This window comes from Kribbella caucasensis, assembly GCF_004361855.1.
GTDB classification, from domain to species: Bacteria; Actinomycetota; Actinomycetes; order Propionibacteriales; family Kribbellaceae; genus Kribbella; species Kribbella caucasensis.
In genome coordinates this window covers 55758-74942 of the sequence record NZ_SNWQ01000003.1, presented here as the reverse complement: position 1 = coordinate 74942, position 19185 = coordinate 55758, and the positions used below count along the sequence as shown (strand labels likewise).

Below are 19185 nucleotides of genomic sequence, written 5' to 3'. Positions count from 1 at the left end.
ACCCCGAGTAGTAGGACTCAGTGGGACGGGGCCTCGGGGACCGCGGGGCGCTCGTCCGGGACGTGGCCTTCCACGTAGATGTCGGGTTCCAGGTAGATGTGCTGGGCCATCGGCTCGGCTTCGCGGACGGCGCGTTCGGCGGTGTTGATCAACTCGGCGACGACGGCCGCGTCGGCGGTCGGTTCGACGGCGAACTTGGCGGCGACCAGGATCTCCTCCGGGCCCAGGTGCAGCGTCTTGATGTGGATGATCCGCTGCACTCCCGGCACGCTCTCGATCGCGGCGACGATCTTGGCCTGCGATTCCCGGGTGGCCGACTCGCCGAGCAGCAGCGACTTCATCTCGATCGCCAGGAAGACCGCCACGCAGACCAGCAGGGCACCGATCGCCATCGAGCCCAGGCCGTCGAACACACCGTTGCCGGTGGCAAGGGTCAGGACGACGCCGATCAGCGCCAGCACCAGACCGGTGAGCGCGGCGAAGTCCTCCAGCAGGATCACCGGCAGCTCCGGCGACCGCGCGTTGCGGATGAACTTGGCCCAGCCGACCTGGTGACGGATCTTGTTCGCCTCGACGATCGCGGTCCGGAACGAGAACGACTCCATGATGATCGCCGCCACCAGCACCGCGACCGGGACCCACTTCCAGTGCTCGATCGCGTGCGGGTCGTTCACCTTGTGCCAGCCCTCGTAGAGCGCGAACAGCCCACCGACGCTGAACAGCACGATCGCGACGATGAACGAGTAGACGTAGCGCTCGCGACCGTAGCCGAACTGGTGCAGCTCGCTTGCCTCCCGCTGCGCCCGCTTGCCACCCACCAGCAGCAGCACCTGGTTGCCCGCGTCCGCGACCGAGTGGATCGCCTCCGCCAGCATCGACGCCGACTGGGTCAGGCCCCAGGCGGCGAACTTGGTGATCGCGATTCCGGTGTTCGCCAGCAGTGCCGCGACGACGGCCTTGGTACCGCCACCAGCCATTTCGGTAGTCCTCCAGCAGATCGGGGGGCTCAGCGAGCGGACACGACGAACGCCGTGCCGGACCCACGCAGGGTACAGGGTCCCTCGGGTCCCTTGATGAACGCCGACTGACCCGCGGACAGCTCGACCACGTCGTCGATGCCGATGACAACATCTGCAGTACCGACCGTGGTCGTTCCGTCAACACAGGCGACGATTCGCGGCCCAACGGCATCCGCCACGGTCACCGGCGCCACACCGAGATCCACCCGCCGGACCGCGAAGTACGGACAGCCTGTCTCGTACTGCCCTGTTTCGTGCCGTGCGGTCAAAACAGGGTCAGCCAGTGGTTCGAAGTCGACCACGGACACGAGCTCCGGTACGTCGACGTGCTTGCGGGTCAGTCCACCTCGGAGCACGTTGTCCGAGTTGGCCATCACCTCGAACCCCGTCCCCGACAAGTAGGCGTGCACGTTCCCGGCCGGCAGGTAGACCGCCTGGAACCGATCCAGCCGGACCCGGTTGAGCAGCAGTGCCGCGAGCACCCCGGGATCGTCCGGGAAATCCGTGGACAGCTTCTCCAGGGTCTCCACTTCGAGGGCGAACTCGGCCCTGGCATACCGGCTGCACGCCTCGCCGAGAGCGGCGACCAGCGGACGGATCGAGTCGCGGTCGGTGCTCATGAAGTGCGTGAAAGCGTCCTGCAGCTTGCCGTTGCGGAGCAGGTCGGTGAGTTCCTCGAACCCATCGACCGCCACCCCCTCGCCGGCCAGGGCGTCGAGCAACGCGACGGTCCGATTCAGCGGCCGGAACCCGACCAGCGCTTCGAACGGTTCGAGCGCGATCAGGATCTCCGGCTTCGGCCAGGCGTCCCTGTAGTTGCGGTCGGACGCGTCCAGCGGGATCCCCGCGGCCTCGTCCCGCGCGTACCCGTCGATGGCCTGCTCGAGCGACGGGTGGGCCTGGATCGACAACGGTTGTGCCGCGGCCAGGATCTTCGCCAGGAACGGGAACCGGCCCTGGAACCGCTCGGCCGTCTCCACTCCCAACGTGCCGATCGGGTCGGTCCGCACCAGGTCGTACAGCGACTGACCGGACGGCAGCACGGATGGCGCCGACTCGTGTGCGCCCATCCAGAGCTCGGCCTGCGGCCTGCCGTCCGGTTCGGCACCGGTCAGCTCGGGGATCGCGGTCGGCGACCCCCATGCGTAGTCCCGGATGGTGTTCCGGAGCAGAGCTACCACGCCGGATCCTCCGCGGGATTGCCGGGCACGACCGGCACGTCATCGACCGGGGTCCCGTACCGGCCGAGGCCGATGCCCAGGTACGCCGCGGCATACCGGCCGTGTTGCGTCAGGGCGGCGTACCGGGCGATGTCCGTCCCGTTGGCCTGGGTGACCACGTGTACGCGGACGTCGTGCCGCTCGGCCTTCTCCTCGAGCTGGCGGCGGTGCTCGGCCACACCCGCGTCCTCGACGCCGTCGTCCAGGATGATCAGCCCCGGCCGCAGCTCGTCCGCCTGGTCGAACGGGTCGGCGAACAGGTCACGCGGCGGCTGATTCAGCACCGGCAGCAGGTGGCCGGCGTCGGCCGCCAGGGCCGGACGGCCACTGGCCAGCCGGATCGCTTCCACCACCCGGCGAGCGGCCCGCGCGGCGAGCACCGAACCACCCCAGACCAGCGGCAGCGCGTCGGCCAGCATCAGCGACAGATCCTTGGCCGGGTTCGCCGCGACGTCGTTGTTCGGCGAGCACTCGATCGCGACCTCGTCCAGCAGCGCGGCAACGGACTTCGCGTCCACGACCGGCCCGAGCTCCATCTGGTGCAGCCCCTGCAGTACCGCGACGGCCGCGGCAAGCTGGTCGTCGGACTGCGACGGCAACCGGATCGCGTGCCGGGAGCCGGCCGAGGCCTGCGCCACCGGGGAGTCCTCGGGGGAGGCGAGCATCAGCCCGCAGCCCCGCCGTACCGCCTCGGAGGTGGCGGACATCGCCTCGGTGTCGGCACTGCTGCCACCGAGCACGATCACCAGGTCGAGCGGACCGGTCCAGCCCGGCAGGCCGGGACCGGGCCAGGCCACGAACGGGACCGGGCAGACCGGTTCCAGCACGGCCCGGACCAGCCGGGCGTCCCGGCCGGCGGCGACGATCGCGCGCGGCCGGAAGCCGTCCGAGTCGAGCTGGGACAGCGCCTCCTCGGCCGCGTCGATCTCGGCCCGGATCCGGGCACCGGCCCCGGCGAGGCGGCGCAGCAGGTGGTCGGTCGCCTGGAGTGCGGCCGGATCGTCCAGCCGCGAGTCGTCGAAAGAGCTCATCAGTGGTCGTCGGTCTCTTTGGTCTGCCGGGCTTCGTCGATCAGCAGCACGGGGATGTCGTCCCGCACCGGGTAGGCCAGCGCGCAGCCGGCGTTGGTGCAGACCAGCTCGTTCGCCTCGTCGTCGACGCGGAACTCCGACCGGCACTTCGGGCAGACCAGGATGCTGAGCAGGTCCGGGTCCAGGTTGACTGCCATCAGTTCTTCTCCTCCACCGGTGCTCCGGTGATCAGGGCCAGTACTTCGTCCCGGACACGCTCCATGGTGGCGGCGTCCCCGGCCTCGACGTTCAGCCGCAGCAGCGGCTCGGTGTTGGACGCGCGGACGTTGAACCACCAGTCCCCGGCATCCACTGTGAGTCCGTCGAGATGATCAACGGTAATCCCGTCGCGGCCCGCGTAGGTGTCTTCAATCGCCGCGACTGTCGCGGCCGCGTCGTCCACCCGGCTGTTGACCTCCCCGGACGCGACATACCGCTCGAACTCCGCGAAGACCTCGCTGGCCGGTTTGTCCTGCTCACCGAGAGCCGCGAGCACGTGCAGCGCCGCGAGCATCCCGGTGTCGGCCCGCCAGAAGTCGCGGAAGTAGTAGTGCGCCGAGTGCTCGCCACCGAACACCGCGTCGGTCTCGGCCATCAGCTGCTTGATGTAGGAGTGGCCGACCCGGGCCCGGACCGGCGTCCCACCATGCTCGGTGATCAGCTCCGGCACCGCCTTGGAGGTGATCAGGTTGTGGATGACCGCCGAGCCGGGGTGCTTGGCCAGCTCCCGGACGGCGACCGCGGCGGTGATCGCGCTCGGCGAGATCGGGTCGCCCTTCTCGTCCACCACGAAACAGCGGTCCGCGTCACCGTCGAAGGCGAGGCCCAGATCCGTGCCGGCCTCGCGAACGGCCGCCTGCAGGTCGACCAGGTTCTTCGGGTCCAGCGGGTTCGCCTCGTGGTTCGGGAAGTTGCCGTCCAGCTCGAAGTACAGCGGCAGGATCTCGACCGGCCCGGTCGCGAAGACAGCGGGGACGGTGTGCCCGCCCATCCCGTTGCCGGCGTCGACGACCACCTTCAGCGGCCGGATCCGGGTCAGGTCGACCAGGTCGTGCAGGTGGTCGGCATACGCGGTGAGCAGGTCCTTGTGGACGACCTTGCCCGGTACGGCGACACTCACCGGCGTCTCGGTCAGCGCCTTGGCGACCAGGTCTGCGATATCCGCCAACCCGGACTCGGAGCCGACCGGCGCCGCTCCCGCACGGCAGAGCTTGATCCCGTTGTACTGCGCTGGGTTGTGGCTCGCGGTGAACATCGCGCCGGGGAGCTGGAGCCGCCCGGAGGCGAAGTACAGCTGGTCGGTGGAGGCCAGGCCGATGTCGATCACGTCGGCCCCGGTGCTGGTCACCCCCTCGGCGAAGGCGGCCGCCAGCGCGGGGCTGGACGGCCGCATGTCGTAACCGACCACGACCGCCCCAGCCCCCGTCAGCACGTCCAGCACCTCGACGAACGCGGCGCCGGTCGCCCGGGCCACCGACTCGTCCAACTGGTCCGGAACGACCCCACGTACGTCGTACGCCTTGAAGATCGCAGCAACGTCAACCATGCGTGGACCCTATCTGGCCCACTGTTATCTCTGTGTTTCAGGCTTCCTGGAACCAGCCCGGGTTCTTCCGGTGGTGTACCTCGGGGAGCTGCCGTGGGCTGGTCGGAGCGGCCCAGCCGACCGCGTTGGCGACGATCTGCTGGATCTCCGGCTGGTGGTACGTCGGGTACTCCTGGTCGCCCGGGCGGAAGTAGAACACCCGGCCCTGGCCGCGCCGGTAGCAGCACCCGGAGCGGAACACCTCGCCACCGGAGAACGAGCTGACGAACACCAGCTCGTCCGGCTGCGGGATGTCGAACAGCTCCCCGTACATCTCCTCGCGCTCGATCACCAGCGGATGCGGGACCCCCCGCGCGATCGGGTGCCCGGCGGCGACCGTCCAGAGCAGCTCGCGGTCGTCCTCGGACCGCCAGTCGAGCGAGCAGGTGGTGCCCATCAGCCGGATGAAGATCTTGCTGAAGTGCGCCGAGTGCAGCGCGATCAGGCCCATCCCGGACAACACGTGCCGCTGGACCCGCTCGACGATCGCGTCGTCGACGTCACCGTGCGCGGCGTGCCCCCACCAGGTGAGTACGTCGGTCTCGGCCAGCACCTCGTCGGTCAGCCCGTGCTCGGGTTGCTGCAGCCACGCCGTACGGACGACGACGTCGGCGCCGAGCTTCGCGCGCAGGCCGGCCGCGATCGTCTCGTGCATGGTGTCCGGGTAGACCTTCTGGACCGAGGCGTCGCGCTGGTCGTGAACGTTCTCGCCCCAGACGGTGACGCGAATCGGATCAGTCATGGAGTACAACCTCTCGTCCCGCCTTCGCCGAGGCGTAGCAGGCGTCGATGACCTGGGTCCGGAGGAGTGCCTCCGACCCGTTGTGCGCGGACCAGTTGCCGCTGTTCACGATGTCGACGAACTCGGCGACCACTGCGCGGTGACCGCGGCCCGCGCCGGTCGCGGGCCTCACCTCGGCCGGGATCCCGGCGACGTCGGTGAAGATCTTCAGGGTGTCGGTGGTGGTGTAGTTCTGCACCTCGATCTTGGCGCCGCCCTCGGTACCGAACAGCTCGATGCCGAAGTTGTCGCCCGGCGCCCGGTACGTGGCCCAGCTGGTCTCGAGTTGCAGCGCGCCACCGCCCGCCAGCCGCAGGTACGCCGTGGCCAGGTCCTCCACCTCGAACGCCGAACCCAGGGTGTTCGCGTTCGGTACGTCGCTGCCGCGGCCGCGTGGACCGAGCTCGGCGAAGGTGTTCGCGCTGACCGTGGTCACATCGGGCTCGCCGAGCAGGTGCAGCGCCATGTCGAGGATGTGCACGCCCAGGTCGATCAGCGGGCCGCCACCGGACAAGTCGCGATTGGTGAACCAGCCGCCCATCCCCGGGATGCCGTTGCGGCGCATCCAGTGCGCCTTCGCGTAGTAGATGCGTCCGAGCTGTCCGGAGTCGATCTGGTGCTTCAGCGCGGCGACGTCACCCCGCTCGCGGTGGTTGAAGATCACCTTCAGCACCCGGCCGGCCTGCTTGGCCGCCGCGACCATGTGCTCGCCCTCGGCCACGGTCCGGGCCAGCGGCTTCTCGCACAGCACGTGCAGCCCCTGCTCCAGCGCCCGCACGGCGATCGGGGTGTGCAGCTGGGTCGGGGTGCCGATGCTGACCGCGTCCAGCTGCTCGTCCGCGAGCAGGTCCTCCCATTTCTCGTACAGGTTCGGCACCTGGTGCCGCTCTCCCAGCTCCTTCAGGACGTCGGTCTCGAGGCCCGCCAACGCGACCACCTCGACTTCTGGCAGTTCGGAGAAGGCCTCCAGCGCGGTCCGGCCCGCGTAGCCGAGCCCCACCACACCCACCCGCAGTTTTTGATCGTTCACACCAGCGATCCTTGTCCGTCGTTGTCAATCGGTCAAACCTCATCCCACGTTACGGAACAGGTTCAAACAACGGCGGAAAGGTTCAGCCTTGGCCGGAGGACTTGTCCTGGGCGGTGTTGCCCGGGTCCTGCAGCATCCGGAGATGACCTCGTCGGGCCACCTCGACGGGCGCGCCGGGCGACGACGATCCCGGCCGGCCGGAGGTGCGTGGCGGCAACGGACGGGCAGCCTCGCGGACGGCGTTGGCCAGGGCCTCGAGGTCGTCGGAGGACGGGCCGGCGGCTGCTGGATCCGGCGCCAACCGGATCACCTCCCACCCGTTCGGCGCGGTCAGCCGCTCGGCGTGCTCCGCACACAAGTCGTAGCAGTGTGGTTCCGCATAGGTGGCCAACGGACCGAGGACACAGGTGGAGTCGGCGTACACATAGGTGAGCGTCGACACCGCCGGCCGATGACAGGCGGCGCGCGAACAGATCCTGGCGATGCTCACGACCTGACGCTACCCCCACTAGGCTGATCGCGTGACCGAGGCTCGCCGTCATCGCAGGCACATCGACCGCCACGGCCGTGGCATGCTCGGCCCGATCAGTAGGCCGAGCAGCTTCGCGCCGCGTGGACTGCCGTTGCAGCGCTCCGCTGCCGCGCAGTTCGACGAGGTGGTCGCGATCGAGGTGACCCGGCTGGAGAAGCGGCTGCCGCAGGTGGTCGCGCGGGTCGAGTTCGCGATCGAGGACGTGCCGAACCTCGACGCGGAAGTGGCCGAGATCCCGCTCACCCACTCCACCGGCGGCACCTCCCACGAGCCCTACCGGATCGTCGTCTTCCGCCGCCCGATCGAACTTCGCGCCGACCGCTCCGGCACCAGCCTCGCCTGGTTGGTCCGGTCAGCGCTCGTCCTGGAACTGGCCGATGTGCTGGCCCTGTCCCCTGAACAGATCGACCCCGAGTTCGACTCCGACGACGACTGAGCCCCGTTATTTCAGGGCGGCCCGGAGGTCCGGCTGGGCACCCAGCTGGGCCCGGAAGACGAGGCTGGTGGTCAGCGGCCAGGCGGCCACCTGGGGGACGGCGTCCTCGGCCGGCTTGGCGGGTGGAGTGAGGGTCACGCCCGCGTGCAGGTCGCCGCGGAGCTGTTCGACCATCAGGTAGGTCGGCTTCGCCTGCGGTTTGAAGGTGATCAGGTTGGTGGCGCCGGCGATGACGTCGAGGGTGCGGGTCTGGATCACCTTGTTCGCGGCGTCGCGGAGTTCGAAGCGGACACCGGCCGTCTGGTCGGGTGCGGTGGCCAGCAGGACGACCGGCTGTGTGTGCGGCGGCAGCACCAGGTACGCCGGCCCGCGCAACGGTTCGGTCGCGCCCATCGTGGCGAACTCCGTGACCGTCGAGTCCGTCATCCGCGTCGACGCCGTGATCGGCTGGTCGGAGGTGATCGTGACCGCGGCCGGGTCGCCGTGCAGAGCCTTGTCCAGCCGGACGACCTTCACCGAGCCGGCCGGAATCTGCAACGTCGAAAGGCCGGCCGGCTTGAACGGACCGTTCGGCCCGTTCACCGTCAACGCCGCCGTAGCCTGCAGGTCGGTCGGGTTCACCAGCGTCAGGATCCGTACGCCGCCGCCCGGCGCCAACGCCGGTACGACTACCTTCTCCGCCGGCGCCGCCGACACGTGCAGCCAGTCCACCCCAGCCGGGGTCTTGCCGTTGGTCACGTTGTCCCGGACCGCCGGCGCCACCCGGCCACCGGTCGACTCGACGTGCAGCGCGAGATCCCGCTGGCCAGGAGCGACCTGACCGAGGAACATCTCCGCCGTCCCGCGCGCCGGAACCACGATTCCCCGGGCGTTCGGCGCATCCAGCTTCCCCGAGCCGCCGTACAAGGTGACGTTGACCTCGGCGTTGACGCTGTCGAGGTTCGTCAGCACCAGCACGTCCCGCCGGCCCGGCGCGGCCGACGCCCCGACGAACCAGAAGTCCGACCCGGGCACCTGGCACGGCACGCTCGCGATCCCGCGGTTCACGCCCTCGGTGGAGGTCGTCGTGGAGGTGGCGACGGTACCGGCGGCCAGCGGCCCGGTCCCCTGCACCGACAGCGGATCGAGCTTCGCGGTCACGGCGGTCGAGGCGATCTTGCCGCGGACCAGGACCGAGCCGACCGGGTTCGAGGTCGCGGCCAGCGGCCTGATCGCCAACGGTGTCTCGTCACCCTCGGCCGTCGGGGTGTCGTCCGGCAGCGCCGGGGAGACGGCGTTGACGAAGTTCTGCATCTTCACGCCCGCACCCGGCACGGGACAGGACAGGGCTGTCCGGTTCACCACCGCGCGGGTCGGCTCTTCGACACCCTCCGCCCGAGTCAACGGCGCCTTCGCGTTCGTCACCGCACCGACACCGGCCACCACGGCAAGCGCGAGCACGCAGGCGCCCAGCCGGACCCGGGCGTCGGACAGCAGTCTGGTCACGACGTTCTCCTCGCGTGCGTCCCGTGCGGGGTCGCGACCGTACGCCGCGCGGTCGGCATGCAGGAGATCAGCGCGATGATCCAGGCGATGATCCCGAGCACCCGCCACAGACTCCGGACGTCGTCCTGCAACGGCGCCTTGCCCTCGATCTTGGTCCGGTCGATCAGCCAGGACGCATCGCCGTCGTCCGCACTCGCCCGGGTCAGCCCCGACAGCGAATCCAGGGTGGCCATCAGCGTCGGGTCGACCGGCGCCGGCAGGTAGACGTAGTCGACCGCCAGCGCGGCCAACTGCCGGCCTTCTTCACCCGTACCGCCACCACCGAGCGCGGACAGCACGTCAGTGATCGGCTTCGTCTGCTCGGCCGTCGGTGCGGCCTCCAGCGCCCCCATCCGCGGACCGCCGTCGCGCACCAGGGAGAACCTCGTCGGACTGGTCCCCTCCTTGCGTACAACGAGGATCGACGCGTTCTGCGGCGGATCCTGCGCGGACATCAGGTACGCCGGGAGGTCCTGCGCCGGCCCTCGCCGGAGCGGCCCGTCGTCACCGCGCACCAGCCAGAACCCGGCGATCACCAGCGTCGACACGAGAACGACCCCGAGCGCGCCCTGCACGATCAACTCGGACGACTTCCCGACCGAATCCCAGGCGACCGTGACCGTCATGATCCAGCCGGCCGTCATCAGGAACATCAGCGGCCCGCTACCACCGCCGAGCCGGCTGGCCGCCAACGTGCCGATCAGCCCGGACAGCGCCGCGAACCAGCCGAGCAACTCGTACCGATGGCGCGACTCCCGCGTCAGCGCGAGCAGAGCGATCACGATCAGCGGTACGGCGAACCACCAAGGAGCGGGCGCGCCGACCGGCGTACCGGTGAGCAGGCGGGCCAAGCTGTCACCTGGGCCGACAGCGGCAGTGGGAGGACCACCGGCTTCCTGACCGAGCCGAGACGGGTGCAGCACCAACTGGATCGTCCACGGCAGCACCAGCAACAGGCCGAGCACCACCGAGAACACCAGCTGCCGGCCCTGCCGACGCCACCCGAGCCCGAGCACGCCGCCGACCACCAACGTGACACCGACCAGCACCCCCAGCGAGGGCGTGAACGCGAACAACACCGCCTGGCAGATCCCCGCGAACCACGCGGCCCGCCAACTTCCCTGGATCTGCACCCGCCGACGCCGCGCGACCGTATGAACGGCAGCACCGAGCAGCGGCAACACGATCGCCGCGACACACGTCCCGATCCGCCCCTGCGACACCGCACCGTTGGCGAACACCGCAAGCCCGTACGCCGATGCTCCCCAGGCGCGTGCGACTCGGTCAACGACGAAGGCACGCAACAACGCCCACGCAGCCAACGCAGCCAGTGGAACCGCGCCGAGCAGCAACACATTCGCCGCACCCGCCGGACCGAACGTGATCGTCGACAACGCCCAGTACTGCGAGAGCCAGGCCGGTGGGGTCACGCCGGCCGGTGCCGCAGCCGCCGCATGCCACAGCGCCCCGAGACTCTCGTGAGGTGGCAGCAACAGAGCGGACCGGAGTACACCGCCTCCGATCAGACTGCGGGCGGCCACGAACGCACCGACGAACAGGAAGACCCACGCGACCAGGAACGGGCGCCTGATCAGCTGACGACGCCAGCGTGGCTGGTCCACGGCGACGCGGGCGGTGCTCTTCGCCCGGCGGGCCGTGGTGACGACCTGTTCCTCGGGCTCGTCCGCCCAGGCCTCCCGGAGCCGCTCGGAGATCGTGCTGCCGGTCTCCTCCAGGTTGTGCCGCAGTGCGTGCACCGATCGGGAGAACAGCCCCTTGAAGTCGTCGTACGGAACCTTGTCGAGGCGGCGGCGGTCCTTGCGGGCCTGGGTCCAGCCGCCGGCCAGCAGGGTGCCGAGGAGCGCGGTCCACTCGTCCACCGCACCCGAAGGCGTCTTGCCGAGCAGGAACCAGGCGGATCGGACCACTGTGCCGATCAGGAACCGCAGGATCAGCAGTGGAAGCAGTTTGGCGGGCGCGTTCGCCAGCACGGTGTAGTACGCGTGGGCGCGGTCCAGTTGGTAGGCATGTCTCCTGGTGCCGGCGAGGGCGCGTTCACCGGTCGCGGCCGCCTGCGCGTGGTAGACCACCGCGTCCGGAGCGACGCCGACGCGGAAACCGGCCCGGCTGGCCCGCCAGCCGAAGTCGATGTCGTCGCGGAACATCGGCAACCGCGGGTCGAAGCCGCGCAGGGTCGTCCACACGTCGCGTCGGACAAGCATGCCGGCCGAGCTGACGGCGAGCACCTGCCGCGGCTGGTCGTGCTGGCCCTGGTCCAGCTCGCCGTTCTCGATCCCGGTGTCGCGGCGGCCGCCGAGCGAGGTGGTGACGCCGACCTCGAGCAGTTCGCGGTCGCGCGGCCAGAGCCGAAGTTTGGGGCCCCAGATCCCGGTCTCCGGCGACAAGGTGGCCTGGAGCAACAACTTCTCGAGGGCCTTCGGGGCCGGCGCGCAGTCGTCGTGCAGGAGCCACAGCCACTCGACCACCGGCAGTTGCCCGTCGTCGCCGTACGGGCCGACCGCGGACGGGATCGGCGCGAAACCGGCCGTCTCGAGGCCGCGGGCGACCGCCGTACCGAATCCGGTCCGGGCGGACAGGCTGACGACGGGCTCGACACTGGGCATCTCGGCCAGCAGCTCGGCCGTCTCGTCGGTGGAACCGGTGTCGACCGCGATCAGCCGCTCGGGCCGGCGGTCCAGGGCCCACAGCGCCTCGGTCAGCCGGGGCAGCCAGGCCGCGCCCTCGTGGCCGACCACGACCGCGGTGACGACGTGCCGAACCGGCGCGCGACCCATCGGGTCGTGAGTGGGGTCGGTCGGGAAGTCGACGGCGTCGAAGAATTCCCAGCCGGCCGGTGCTTCGGATTCCATCAGGAGCTATGACACCTCAGGGGAAGTGGTTCGGCCTGCCACGACCCGGAGGTCACAGCGAGGTCTCACCTTACAGCCCGCCTGACAGGCGCGGGCCCCGGTGGACGATGTCCAGCCGGGGCCTCCGTCGCCCAACGAGTTCTGCCCACTGGGTGTGTGCTGCGGTGGTGGTGTCTAGACGGCCTTCTTCTTCAGCTTGCGGCGCTCCCGCTCCGACAGCCCGCCCCAGATCCCGAAGCGCTCGTCGTTCTGCAACGCGTACTCGAGGCATTCGCCCCGGACGTCACAGCCGAGGCAGACCTTCTTCGCCTCGCGGGTGGAACCGCCCTTCTCCGGGAAGAAAGCCTCTGGATCGGTCTGGGCACACAGCGCCCGTTCCTGCCAGTTCGGCTCCTCCTCGATCGCCTCACCGTCGACAATCGCCATCAGCTCTGTCACGGTACGACCTCCTCGACCCTGTTCGTTCCCCTGTACATGTGGGTTTGCGGTCCACATGCCTGACCTCGTCCGTCCTGCGCTCTGCAACGGTCCCCGATACCGAGTGTCCAACGAACGACACGGTTGAAATTACATTCCTGCAATCCACGAAAGTCAAGCCGTGGTCTGCTATTGGCGGTATCCGCAACACGGCTGAAAAGAACGAGAGGCCTGTGGGAACAGGCCTCTCGGGCTCTACCTCACTGCCGCGTCAGGTTCCGGGAACCGGTTGCCAGCGCGTGTTCTCCCTGTTCTGACAGGGTTTTCAGGACGGCTGGGACCACCAGCCCTGCTGTCCGCTCTGACCCTCCTGCTGCCCGTCCTCGTCCTTTGGGGGCTCGGCGGTAGCGGCCGGGTCGATCCGGGTCTCGTCGACAGCCTCGGTGACCGGCTGCGGCTCGACTGCGGGAGTGGCCGGAGCGTCCTCGCCCTGCCAGGCCGGCTCACCCTGCTGCTGCCACTCGGGCTGCGACCACTCCTGCTCACCCTGCTGGGCCGGCGGTTGCTGGCCCTCCGGCTGGGACTGCCACTCCGACTGGCCGTACTCCTGACCGGCCCACGGCTGCTGCGGGTTGGCGTCGGCGCCGGACCACTGCTGCTCCTGCGGCCACTGCTGGCCCTGCTCCTGGCCGGGCCACTGCTGACCCTCGGGGCTCCACTGCTGCGTCGGCTCGACACCCGGTGTTTCCCCGGACCAGGCCGGCTGCTGCTCAGCCGGCTGGCCCCCGGCCTCACCGGCGGACCAGGCCTGCTGCTCGCCCTGGTTCCAGCTCTGCTCCTGCGGCCACTGCTGCTCGCCCTGCTGACCGGCCGCATACCCACCGGCAGCACCCGCTGCGGCTCCGGCGGCCGCGCCCGCTCCGAAGGCGCCGTACTGGCCCTGACCCTCGGGCTGGCCGTACTGGTTGCCGTACTGACCGTATTGCTCCGGCTGGCCGTACTGACCACCCTGCTGGCCGTACTGACCCCCGCCGTACTGGCCGGGCTGGCCCTGCTGGCCGGCGAACTGGCCCGGCTTCGGGGCGCGGACCGGGGCGGGCAGCGCCTGGAAGGTCTTGAGGATGTAGAGCCCGGCGGCGCCGTACAGGACCAGCCCACCGAGCGCGTAGATGAAGCCGACGGTCTTGAGGCCGGCCGTGCCCCGCTCGTTGAACCCCGCGAACGCCGTGATCACGCCGATCAGCAGGAGCACCCCGAGGATCGCCAGCGCGGCCAGCGTCACGATCCGGGCGTTGGGCGTACGCTCACCGGCCTCCGTCACCAGCCAGACCGCGGCCGCCAGTGAGACGAGCAGCACCAGCGCGGTGAACCCAGGTGGGACGATCGTGCTTTGGACGCTGGCGGCGGCGGCGGTGAATCCGACGCCGCCGACGAACAGCCGGATCAGCGAGGCCAGCGCGACGATGCCGGCGAAGGCGAGCAGGATATACGCGACCGGCTCTCTGAGCTTTTTGGTTGCGTCGGTGACCACGAGGGCTCCTCGGGATGTTGTGGGGCAGTGCAACTTACGGTTGGCGAACTTCGGACTCCCGGCAGCATATCCGTGCGATGGTTCGCCGCATTGACGACTCGTGCAGACTCTTCCCATGCGATTGACAGTGCTGGCCGGTGGGATCGGCGGATCCACCTTCCTCCGCGGCCTGCTGAAGGCCCGCCCGGACGCCGAGATCACGGTGATCGGGAACACCGCGGACGACATCACGTTGTTCGGCCTGCGGGTCTGCCCGGATCTGGACACGGTGATGTACACCCTCGGCGACGGCATCTCCAAGGAACGGGGCTGGGGTCGCGAGGACGAGACCTGGGTGATCAAGGAGGAGCTGGCGGCGTACGGGATGGAGCCGACCTGGTTCGGGCTCGGCGACCGGGACGTCGCCACCCATCTGGTCCGCACCCAGATGCTGGACGCCGGCTACGGGCTGACCGCCGTCACCGAGGCACTCTGCACCCGGTGGAACCTCCCGGTCCGGCTGCTGCCGATGAGTGACGACCGGGTCGAGACGCACGTCGTGGTGGACGACCCGGACAACCCGGGCACCCGCAAGGCGATCCACTTTCAGGAGTACTGGGTCCGCCTGCACGCGGAGGTGACGGCGCACAAGATCGTCGCGGTCGGGCAGGAGAAGGCCAAGCCCGCCCCCGGCGTACTGGATGCCATCGCGGAGTGCGACGTGCTGCTGGTGCCGCCGTCGAACCCGGTGGTCTCGGTCGGCACGATCCTCGGCGTCCCGGGGATCCGCGAGGCGGTCCGGGAGACGGCCGCGCCGGTCATCGGGCTGTCCCCGATCATCGGCACCGGCCCGGTCCGCGGGATGGCCGACAAGGTGCTCGCCGCCGTCGGCGTACAGTCCACCGCAGCAGCCGTCGCGCAGTACTACGGCTCCCGCGCGGCCGGAGGGGTCCTGGACGGCTGGCTGATCGACACGTCGGACGCGGCCCAGCTGGGCGCGATCGTCGCGGCCGGAATCCACGCGCAGGCTGTGCCGTTGTGGATGACGGACGAGACGAAGACCGCGGCGATGGCTGACGCGGCGTTGACCTTGGCGGAGGCGGTTCGGCGATGAGGAAGTACCTGGAGATCTTCCCGGTCACGGGGCTGCCCGAGGTGGCCGCCGGTGACGACCTGGCCGGGCTGATCGGCGACACGGCCGACCTGCGCGACGGTGATGTCATCGCCGTCACCTCGAAGATCGTCAGCAAGGCGGAGGGGCGGCTGACGTTCGGGACGCGGGCAGAGGCCGTCGACGCCGAACTGGTACGCGTTGTCGCCAGCCGCGGGGACACCCGGATCGTGCAGACCCGGCATGGACTGGTGATGGCCGCGGCGGGCACGGATACGTCGAACACCGCGCCCGGGACGGTCCTGTTGCTGCCGGTCGACCCCGATGCGTCCGCGCGTGGGCTCCGGGGTGCGTTGAAGCAGCGGTACGACGTGAACGTGGGAATCGTGATCACGGACACGCTCGGCCGGCCGTGGCGCGTCGGCCAGACCGACCTGGCGATCGGGGCCGCCGGCGTACGGGTGGTGGAGGACCTCCGCGGTACCACCGACACCCACGGGAACGTCCTCGCCGTCACCGAGCCCGCCATCGCCGACGAGATCGCCTCCGCGGGCGAACTCGTGAAGGGCAAGGCCGACGGGGTCCCGGTCGCCGTACTACGTGGGCTGGCTGACGTGGTCCTGCCGGTCGGGGAGCACGGCTCCGGTGCGCGGGCCCTGGTCCGGGATGCGGAGCACGACATGTTCAGCCTGGGCACCCGGGAGGCGGCGCGGGCCGCAGTACTGGATCGCGTACCGCCTGGTGGACCGCGCTCGGCGGACCCCTCGCTGTGGGCCGACCTGGTCCTGGACGAGGGTGTACACATTGAGCTGCTGGACTCGTCCATCGGCGTCTTCGGGGAGGACCCGGTCGCGATCGGCATGACGGCCGAGCGGCTCGCCGTACTGCTGCATGCGGAGGGTTACGGGGTTACGGTCCGGACCGGTCCGGGCAGTGAGGCCACGGTCACGTTCGGCTCACGTTCCGCGTAGCTTTCTAGGCAACTTCTCAGCCGGCCTGCGTACACTGCATCCGCACGGCGGCGCCGGACCGCCCGGATGGGGAAGACGAACACCGTGGGTAAAGCGTCATCAGAGAAGCAGTCGCGCCGCGCACTGATCGAGAAGATGCAGCGCGACCAAGCGCGGGCTGACAAGCGCCGGACCTGGATGATCGTCGCCGCCTCGATCCTCGTCGGCCTGGCGATCATCGCCTACCCCGCGATCCGCCTGATCCAGGACTCCCGCACCCGCAACCAGCCCATCGCCGAGATCGGCCTGGCCGCCGCGGCCGCCTCCTGCGACACCGTCGTCGACGACAAGGCCTCCGGCACCCAGGACCACCAGGCCGAGGGCACCCCGATCGCCTACCCGGTGTCCCCGCCTTCGTCCGGCCCGCACTACCCGAACTGGGCGCCGTTCGGCAAGAAGTTCTACAGCGACGACCGCCCCGCTGTCCCGTTCCTGGTGCACAACCTCGAGCACGGCTACACGATCCTCTGGTACCGCGACACCCTGCCGAAGGACCAGATCGACCAGATCGAGAAGATCTCCAAGGCCAAGCTCCCGGACAGCTCACTGCAGAAGTTCATCGCCGCCCCCTTCAAGGAAGCCGACGGCGCCGCCTGGCCGGCCAACAAGAACATCGCCTTCTCCCACTGGAGCGGCAACCAGCAGGGCACCGAAACCGCCTTCGGCCACCGCCAGTTCTGCGGCTCGGTCTCCGGCGAAGCCCTGAACCAGTTCATGGACAAATTCCCCGCCATGGACGCCCAGGAGCCCAACGGCGGCTGACCCGGGTCCGGGTCGACTCCGACCCCGGGTGCCTGCTGACGGGGTGCGTCAGGTGTAGCGCTCGGGGTGGTCGGACTGGACCTGGGCTACCAGGTCCTTGACTCGTTCGCCGTCGGCCAGTGGGCAGACCATGGTGACGTCCTTGGTGTGGACGATGATGTGACCGCGGAGGCCGACGGCGGCGATCAGGTGGTCGGGATCGTCGGTGACGATCACGTTGTCGTGTGAGTCGAGCAGGCAGCTGAGCGCCGACCCGTCGTGACGGTTGCCGTGGGCATCGACCTCGTAGGTGCCGGCCAGCGCGGCCCAGGAACCGACGTCCAGCCAGTGCACTGGCATCGGGACGACGACCACGTCGGCGTCCACCTTGCCCTGGGAGGCCGGCTCCATCACAGCGAAGTCGATGCTGATCTTGCGTAGGTTCGGGTAGATCCCGGCCAGGCTGGACTCGCGCTCGGGCGTGTCCCAGACCGCGGCGACCTGACGCAGCTGCGCGGCCGACTCAGGCAGCAGCTCGTCCAGCACGCTGAGCACGGTCTCGGCCCGCCAGACGAACATCCCTGAGTTCCACCAAAACCGCCCGGTGGCGAGGTACTCCTCGGCCGTCGCCCGATCCGGCTTCTCGCGGAACCGGTCCACCACATACGCCGCGGTGCCTTCGATCGCGTCGCCGCGTTCGACGTACCCAAGGCCGGTGTGCGGGTGGGTCGGCTCGATCCCGAACGTCACCAGCGATCGGGGCCGCCGCTCCACCAGTGCAAACCCGCGCTCGATCGCTGCCCGGAACTCCGCCTCGGGTGTGATCAGGTGATCCGACCCGACGATGGCGAGGACAGCGTCGGGGTCGTTCCGGGCGACCACCGCGGAGGCCAGGCCGACAGCGTTCGCCGTATCCCGGCCTACCGGCTCACCGATGATGTTGTGCTCGCCCAGCTCGGGCAGCTCCTCGCGAACCAGCTCGGTATGCGCGGCGACCGTGCACACATAGATGTTCGCGGGGTCGACCAGGCCCTGCAGCCGGTTGTACGCCACCCGTAGCAGCGAGTTTCCAGCCGCCAGCGGCAGCACCTGCTTGGGCTTGTCCGCCCGAGACAACGGCCACAGCCGTGTGCCCGAGCCACCGGCCAGGATCACCACGTTTCGCATGAGGACGAACCTTACCCGCCCGGTAGGCACCCTACGGTCGGACTCAGGTTTCGCAGGCTGGGCCGGGTGGCGGGCCGGGGTTGGGGTTTGGGGTGGGGAGGCGTAGGTGGGCCAGGTCTGGGGGGATGGGGGTGGTGGGGGCCCAGAGGGGGTCGGGGTCGCCGTCGAGGGCGGTGGCGGGGGCGTCGGTGAGGCGGAAGCGGTCGCGGAGGCGGCCGTAGAAGTCGGTGGGGCGGAGGCGGACCAGGCGGAGGCGGCGGAGGGAGCCGTAGACGCCGATCCAGTCGCCGGGGTCGAGGACGCCGCGGAGCTGGCCGTCGATGCTGACGGCGGCCTGGCCGGAGTGCGGGAGGACGCGGAGGCCGACGGGTTCGTCGGGGGCGGCGATGACGGTGCGGTTGAAGGTCATGTGCGGGGCGACCGGGGTGAAGACGATCGCCTCGGTGTTCGGGGACAGGATCGGGCCGCCGGCGGCGAAGCTGTACGCCGTACTGCCGGTCGGGGTGGCGACGATGACGGCGTCGGCGGAGTACGACGCCAGCAGCCGGCCGGACAGGTAGACGCCGAGGGCCACCTGGTGATCGCGGGCCAGTTTCTCCAGTACGACGTCGTTGAGGGCGGTCACGTCCAGGGCGACACCCCAGCCGTCTGCGTCGGACGCCTCGTGCCGGACGGTGGGCGGCGGGAGTTTGGGGCCGTGTCCGTAGCGCAGAAGTGACTCGATGCCCGCGGGGATCTCCAACGGCCGGGACGCCCGCATCGTCAGGGTCATCCGCTCCTCGATGGTCGCACCACCGTGGTGGACGGCTTCCAGAGCGGCCTCGACGTCGCTGCACGCCACCTCGGTGAGGAAACCGACCTTGCCGAGGTCGACACCGAGTACTACGGCGTCGTTCTTCGCCGCGATCCGGGCACCGCGCAGGAACGTGCCGTCACCACCGAGTGTGACGACCAGGTCCGGATCGCCGGCGTGGTGCAGTTCGTCCACGCCGCTGCGACGGGACTCGTCCTTGGTCCAGACGTCGATGTCGGTACAGCCGATGTCGTGCCGGCGGCACCAGTCACGGACCACCTCAGCCGTCTGCACGGCTACAGGGCGGCCCTGATGGACGACGAGGCCGAGACGGCTGACGGGCACGGTGGTTCTCCTCTGAAGAGGGAC

The 19185-nt window shown here is 69.8% G+C and carries 18 protein-coding genes; 4 read left to right on the top strand and 14 right to left on the bottom strand.

From position 1 onward, the window contains the following. Nucleotides 1–17: 17 nt before the first annotated feature. From EV643_RS07725 to EV643_RS07690, 8 genes are all read right to left on the bottom strand, one after another. Complete coding sequence (locus tag EV643_RS07725; protein WP_133799304.1) at nucleotides 18–977, bottom strand: cation diffusion facilitator family transporter; 960 nt, start codon at nucleotides 975–977, stop codon at nucleotides 18–20. 29 nt (nucleotides 978–1006) lie between these two features. Continuing rightward, nucleotides 1007–2200 (bottom strand): mannose-6-phosphate isomerase, class I, encoded by a 1194-nt coding sequence (gene manA / locus EV643_RS07720; RefSeq protein ID WP_133799303.1) that lies wholly within the window; start codon nucleotides 2198–2200, stop codon nucleotides 1007–1009. Further along, entirely contained in the window at nucleotides 2194–3270 is a 1077-nt protein-coding gene (locus tag EV643_RS07715; protein WP_133799302.1) for an SIS domain-containing protein, read from the bottom strand. The genes manA and EV643_RS07715 overlap by 7 nt, the downstream gene beginning before the upstream one ends. Next, nucleotides 3270–3467, bottom strand: coding sequence for a Trm112 family protein (locus EV643_RS07710; protein WP_133799301.1), 198 nt, complete (start codon nucleotides 3465–3467; stop codon nucleotides 3270–3272). Before EV643_RS07710 ends, EV643_RS07715 begins: the two co-directional genes overlap by 1 nt. Next, the gene (locus EV643_RS07705; RefSeq protein ID WP_133799300.1) at nucleotides 3467–4855 is read right to left on the bottom strand and encodes a phosphomannomutase/phosphoglucomutase; all 1389 of its coding nucleotides are present in this window, start codon (nucleotides 4853–4855) and stop codon (nucleotides 3467–3469) included. Before EV643_RS07705 ends, EV643_RS07710 begins: the two co-directional genes overlap by 1 nt. 37 nt (nucleotides 4856–4892) lie before the next feature. Further along, entirely contained in the window at nucleotides 4893–5636 is a 744-nt protein-coding gene (locus EV643_RS07700) for a ThuA domain-containing protein (RefSeq protein WP_133799299.1), read from the bottom strand. After that, nucleotides 5629–6705 carry a Gfo/Idh/MocA family protein gene (locus tag EV643_RS07695; RefSeq protein ID WP_133799298.1) on the bottom strand — a complete coding sequence of 359 codons (1077 nt, stop codon included), beginning with the start codon at nucleotides 6703–6705 and terminating at the stop codon, nucleotides 5629–5631. Before EV643_RS07695 ends, EV643_RS07700 begins: the two co-directional genes overlap by 8 nt. An 82-nt stretch (nucleotides 6706–6787) precedes the next feature. Then, on the bottom strand, nucleotides 6788–7195 hold the full coding sequence (locus tag EV643_RS07690) for a DUF3499 domain-containing protein (RefSeq protein ID WP_133799297.1): 408 nt from the start codon (nucleotides 7193–7195) through the stop codon (nucleotides 6788–6790). A gap of 31 nt (nucleotides 7196–7226) precedes the next feature. Here EV643_RS07690 and EV643_RS07685 point away from each other — a divergent pair, with 31 nt between their 5' ends. Then, entirely contained in the window at nucleotides 7227–7673 is a 447-nt protein-coding gene (locus EV643_RS07685; protein WP_238165429.1) for a metallopeptidase family protein, read from the top strand. Between the two features lie 6 nt (nucleotides 7674–7679). Here the strand turns inward: EV643_RS07685 and EV643_RS07680 are convergent, their stop codons facing one another. From EV643_RS07680 to EV643_RS07665, 4 genes are all read right to left on the bottom strand, one after another. Beyond that, nucleotides 7680–9158: a DUF5719 family protein gene (locus EV643_RS07680; protein WP_133799296.1), complete on the bottom strand. Its 1479-nt coding sequence runs from the start codon at nucleotides 9156–9158 to the stop codon at nucleotides 7680–7682. Next, on the bottom strand, nucleotides 9155–12067 hold the full coding sequence (locus EV643_RS07675; protein WP_133799295.1) for a glycosyltransferase family 2 protein: 2913 nt from the start codon (nucleotides 12065–12067) through the stop codon (nucleotides 9155–9157). Before EV643_RS07675 ends, EV643_RS07680 begins: the two co-directional genes overlap by 4 nt. Before the next feature lie 174 nt (nucleotides 12068–12241). After that, entirely contained in the window at nucleotides 12242–12493 is a 252-nt protein-coding gene (locus EV643_RS07670; RefSeq protein WP_020389877.1) for a WhiB family transcriptional regulator, read from the bottom strand. A 316-nt stretch (nucleotides 12494–12809) separates the two neighbouring features. Next, nucleotides 12810–14015 carry a DMT family transporter gene (locus EV643_RS07665; RefSeq protein ID WP_133799294.1) on the bottom strand — a complete coding sequence of 402 codons (1206 nt, stop codon included), beginning with the start codon at nucleotides 14013–14015 and terminating at the stop codon, nucleotides 12810–12812. Between the two features lie 115 nt (nucleotides 14016–14130). Between EV643_RS07665 and cofD the strand changes: the two genes are divergently transcribed. From cofD to EV643_RS07650, 3 genes are all read left to right on the top strand, one after another. Beyond that, on the top strand, nucleotides 14131–15108 hold the full coding sequence (cofD, locus tag EV643_RS07660) for a 2-phospho-L-lactate transferase (protein ID WP_133799293.1): 978 nt from the start codon (nucleotides 14131–14133) through the stop codon (nucleotides 15106–15108). Continuing rightward, on the top strand, nucleotides 15105–16076 hold the full coding sequence (locus EV643_RS07655; protein WP_133799292.1) for a coenzyme F420-0:L-glutamate ligase: 972 nt from the start codon (nucleotides 15105–15107) through the stop codon (nucleotides 16074–16076). The genes cofD and EV643_RS07655 overlap by 4 nt, the downstream gene beginning before the upstream one ends. A 66-nt stretch (nucleotides 16077–16142) precedes the next feature. Beyond that, nucleotides 16143–16877 carry a thioredoxin-like domain-containing protein gene (locus EV643_RS07650; protein ID WP_238165428.1) on the top strand — a complete coding sequence of 245 codons (735 nt, stop codon included), beginning with the start codon at nucleotides 16143–16145 and terminating at the stop codon, nucleotides 16875–16877. Between the two features lie 48 nt (nucleotides 16878–16925). Here EV643_RS07650 and EV643_RS07645 read toward each other — a convergent pair whose 3' ends face one another. Beyond that, entirely contained in the window at nucleotides 16926–18023 is a 1098-nt protein-coding gene (locus EV643_RS07645; protein WP_133799291.1) for a mannose-1-phosphate guanylyltransferase, read from the bottom strand. A 43-nt stretch (nucleotides 18024–18066) separates the two neighbouring features. Then, nucleotides 18067–19161 carry an NAD(+)/NADH kinase gene (locus EV643_RS07640; protein ID WP_133799290.1) on the bottom strand — a complete coding sequence of 365 codons (1095 nt, stop codon included), beginning with the start codon at nucleotides 19159–19161 and terminating at the stop codon, nucleotides 18067–18069. Between the last annotated feature and the right edge of the window lie 24 nt (nucleotides 19162–19185).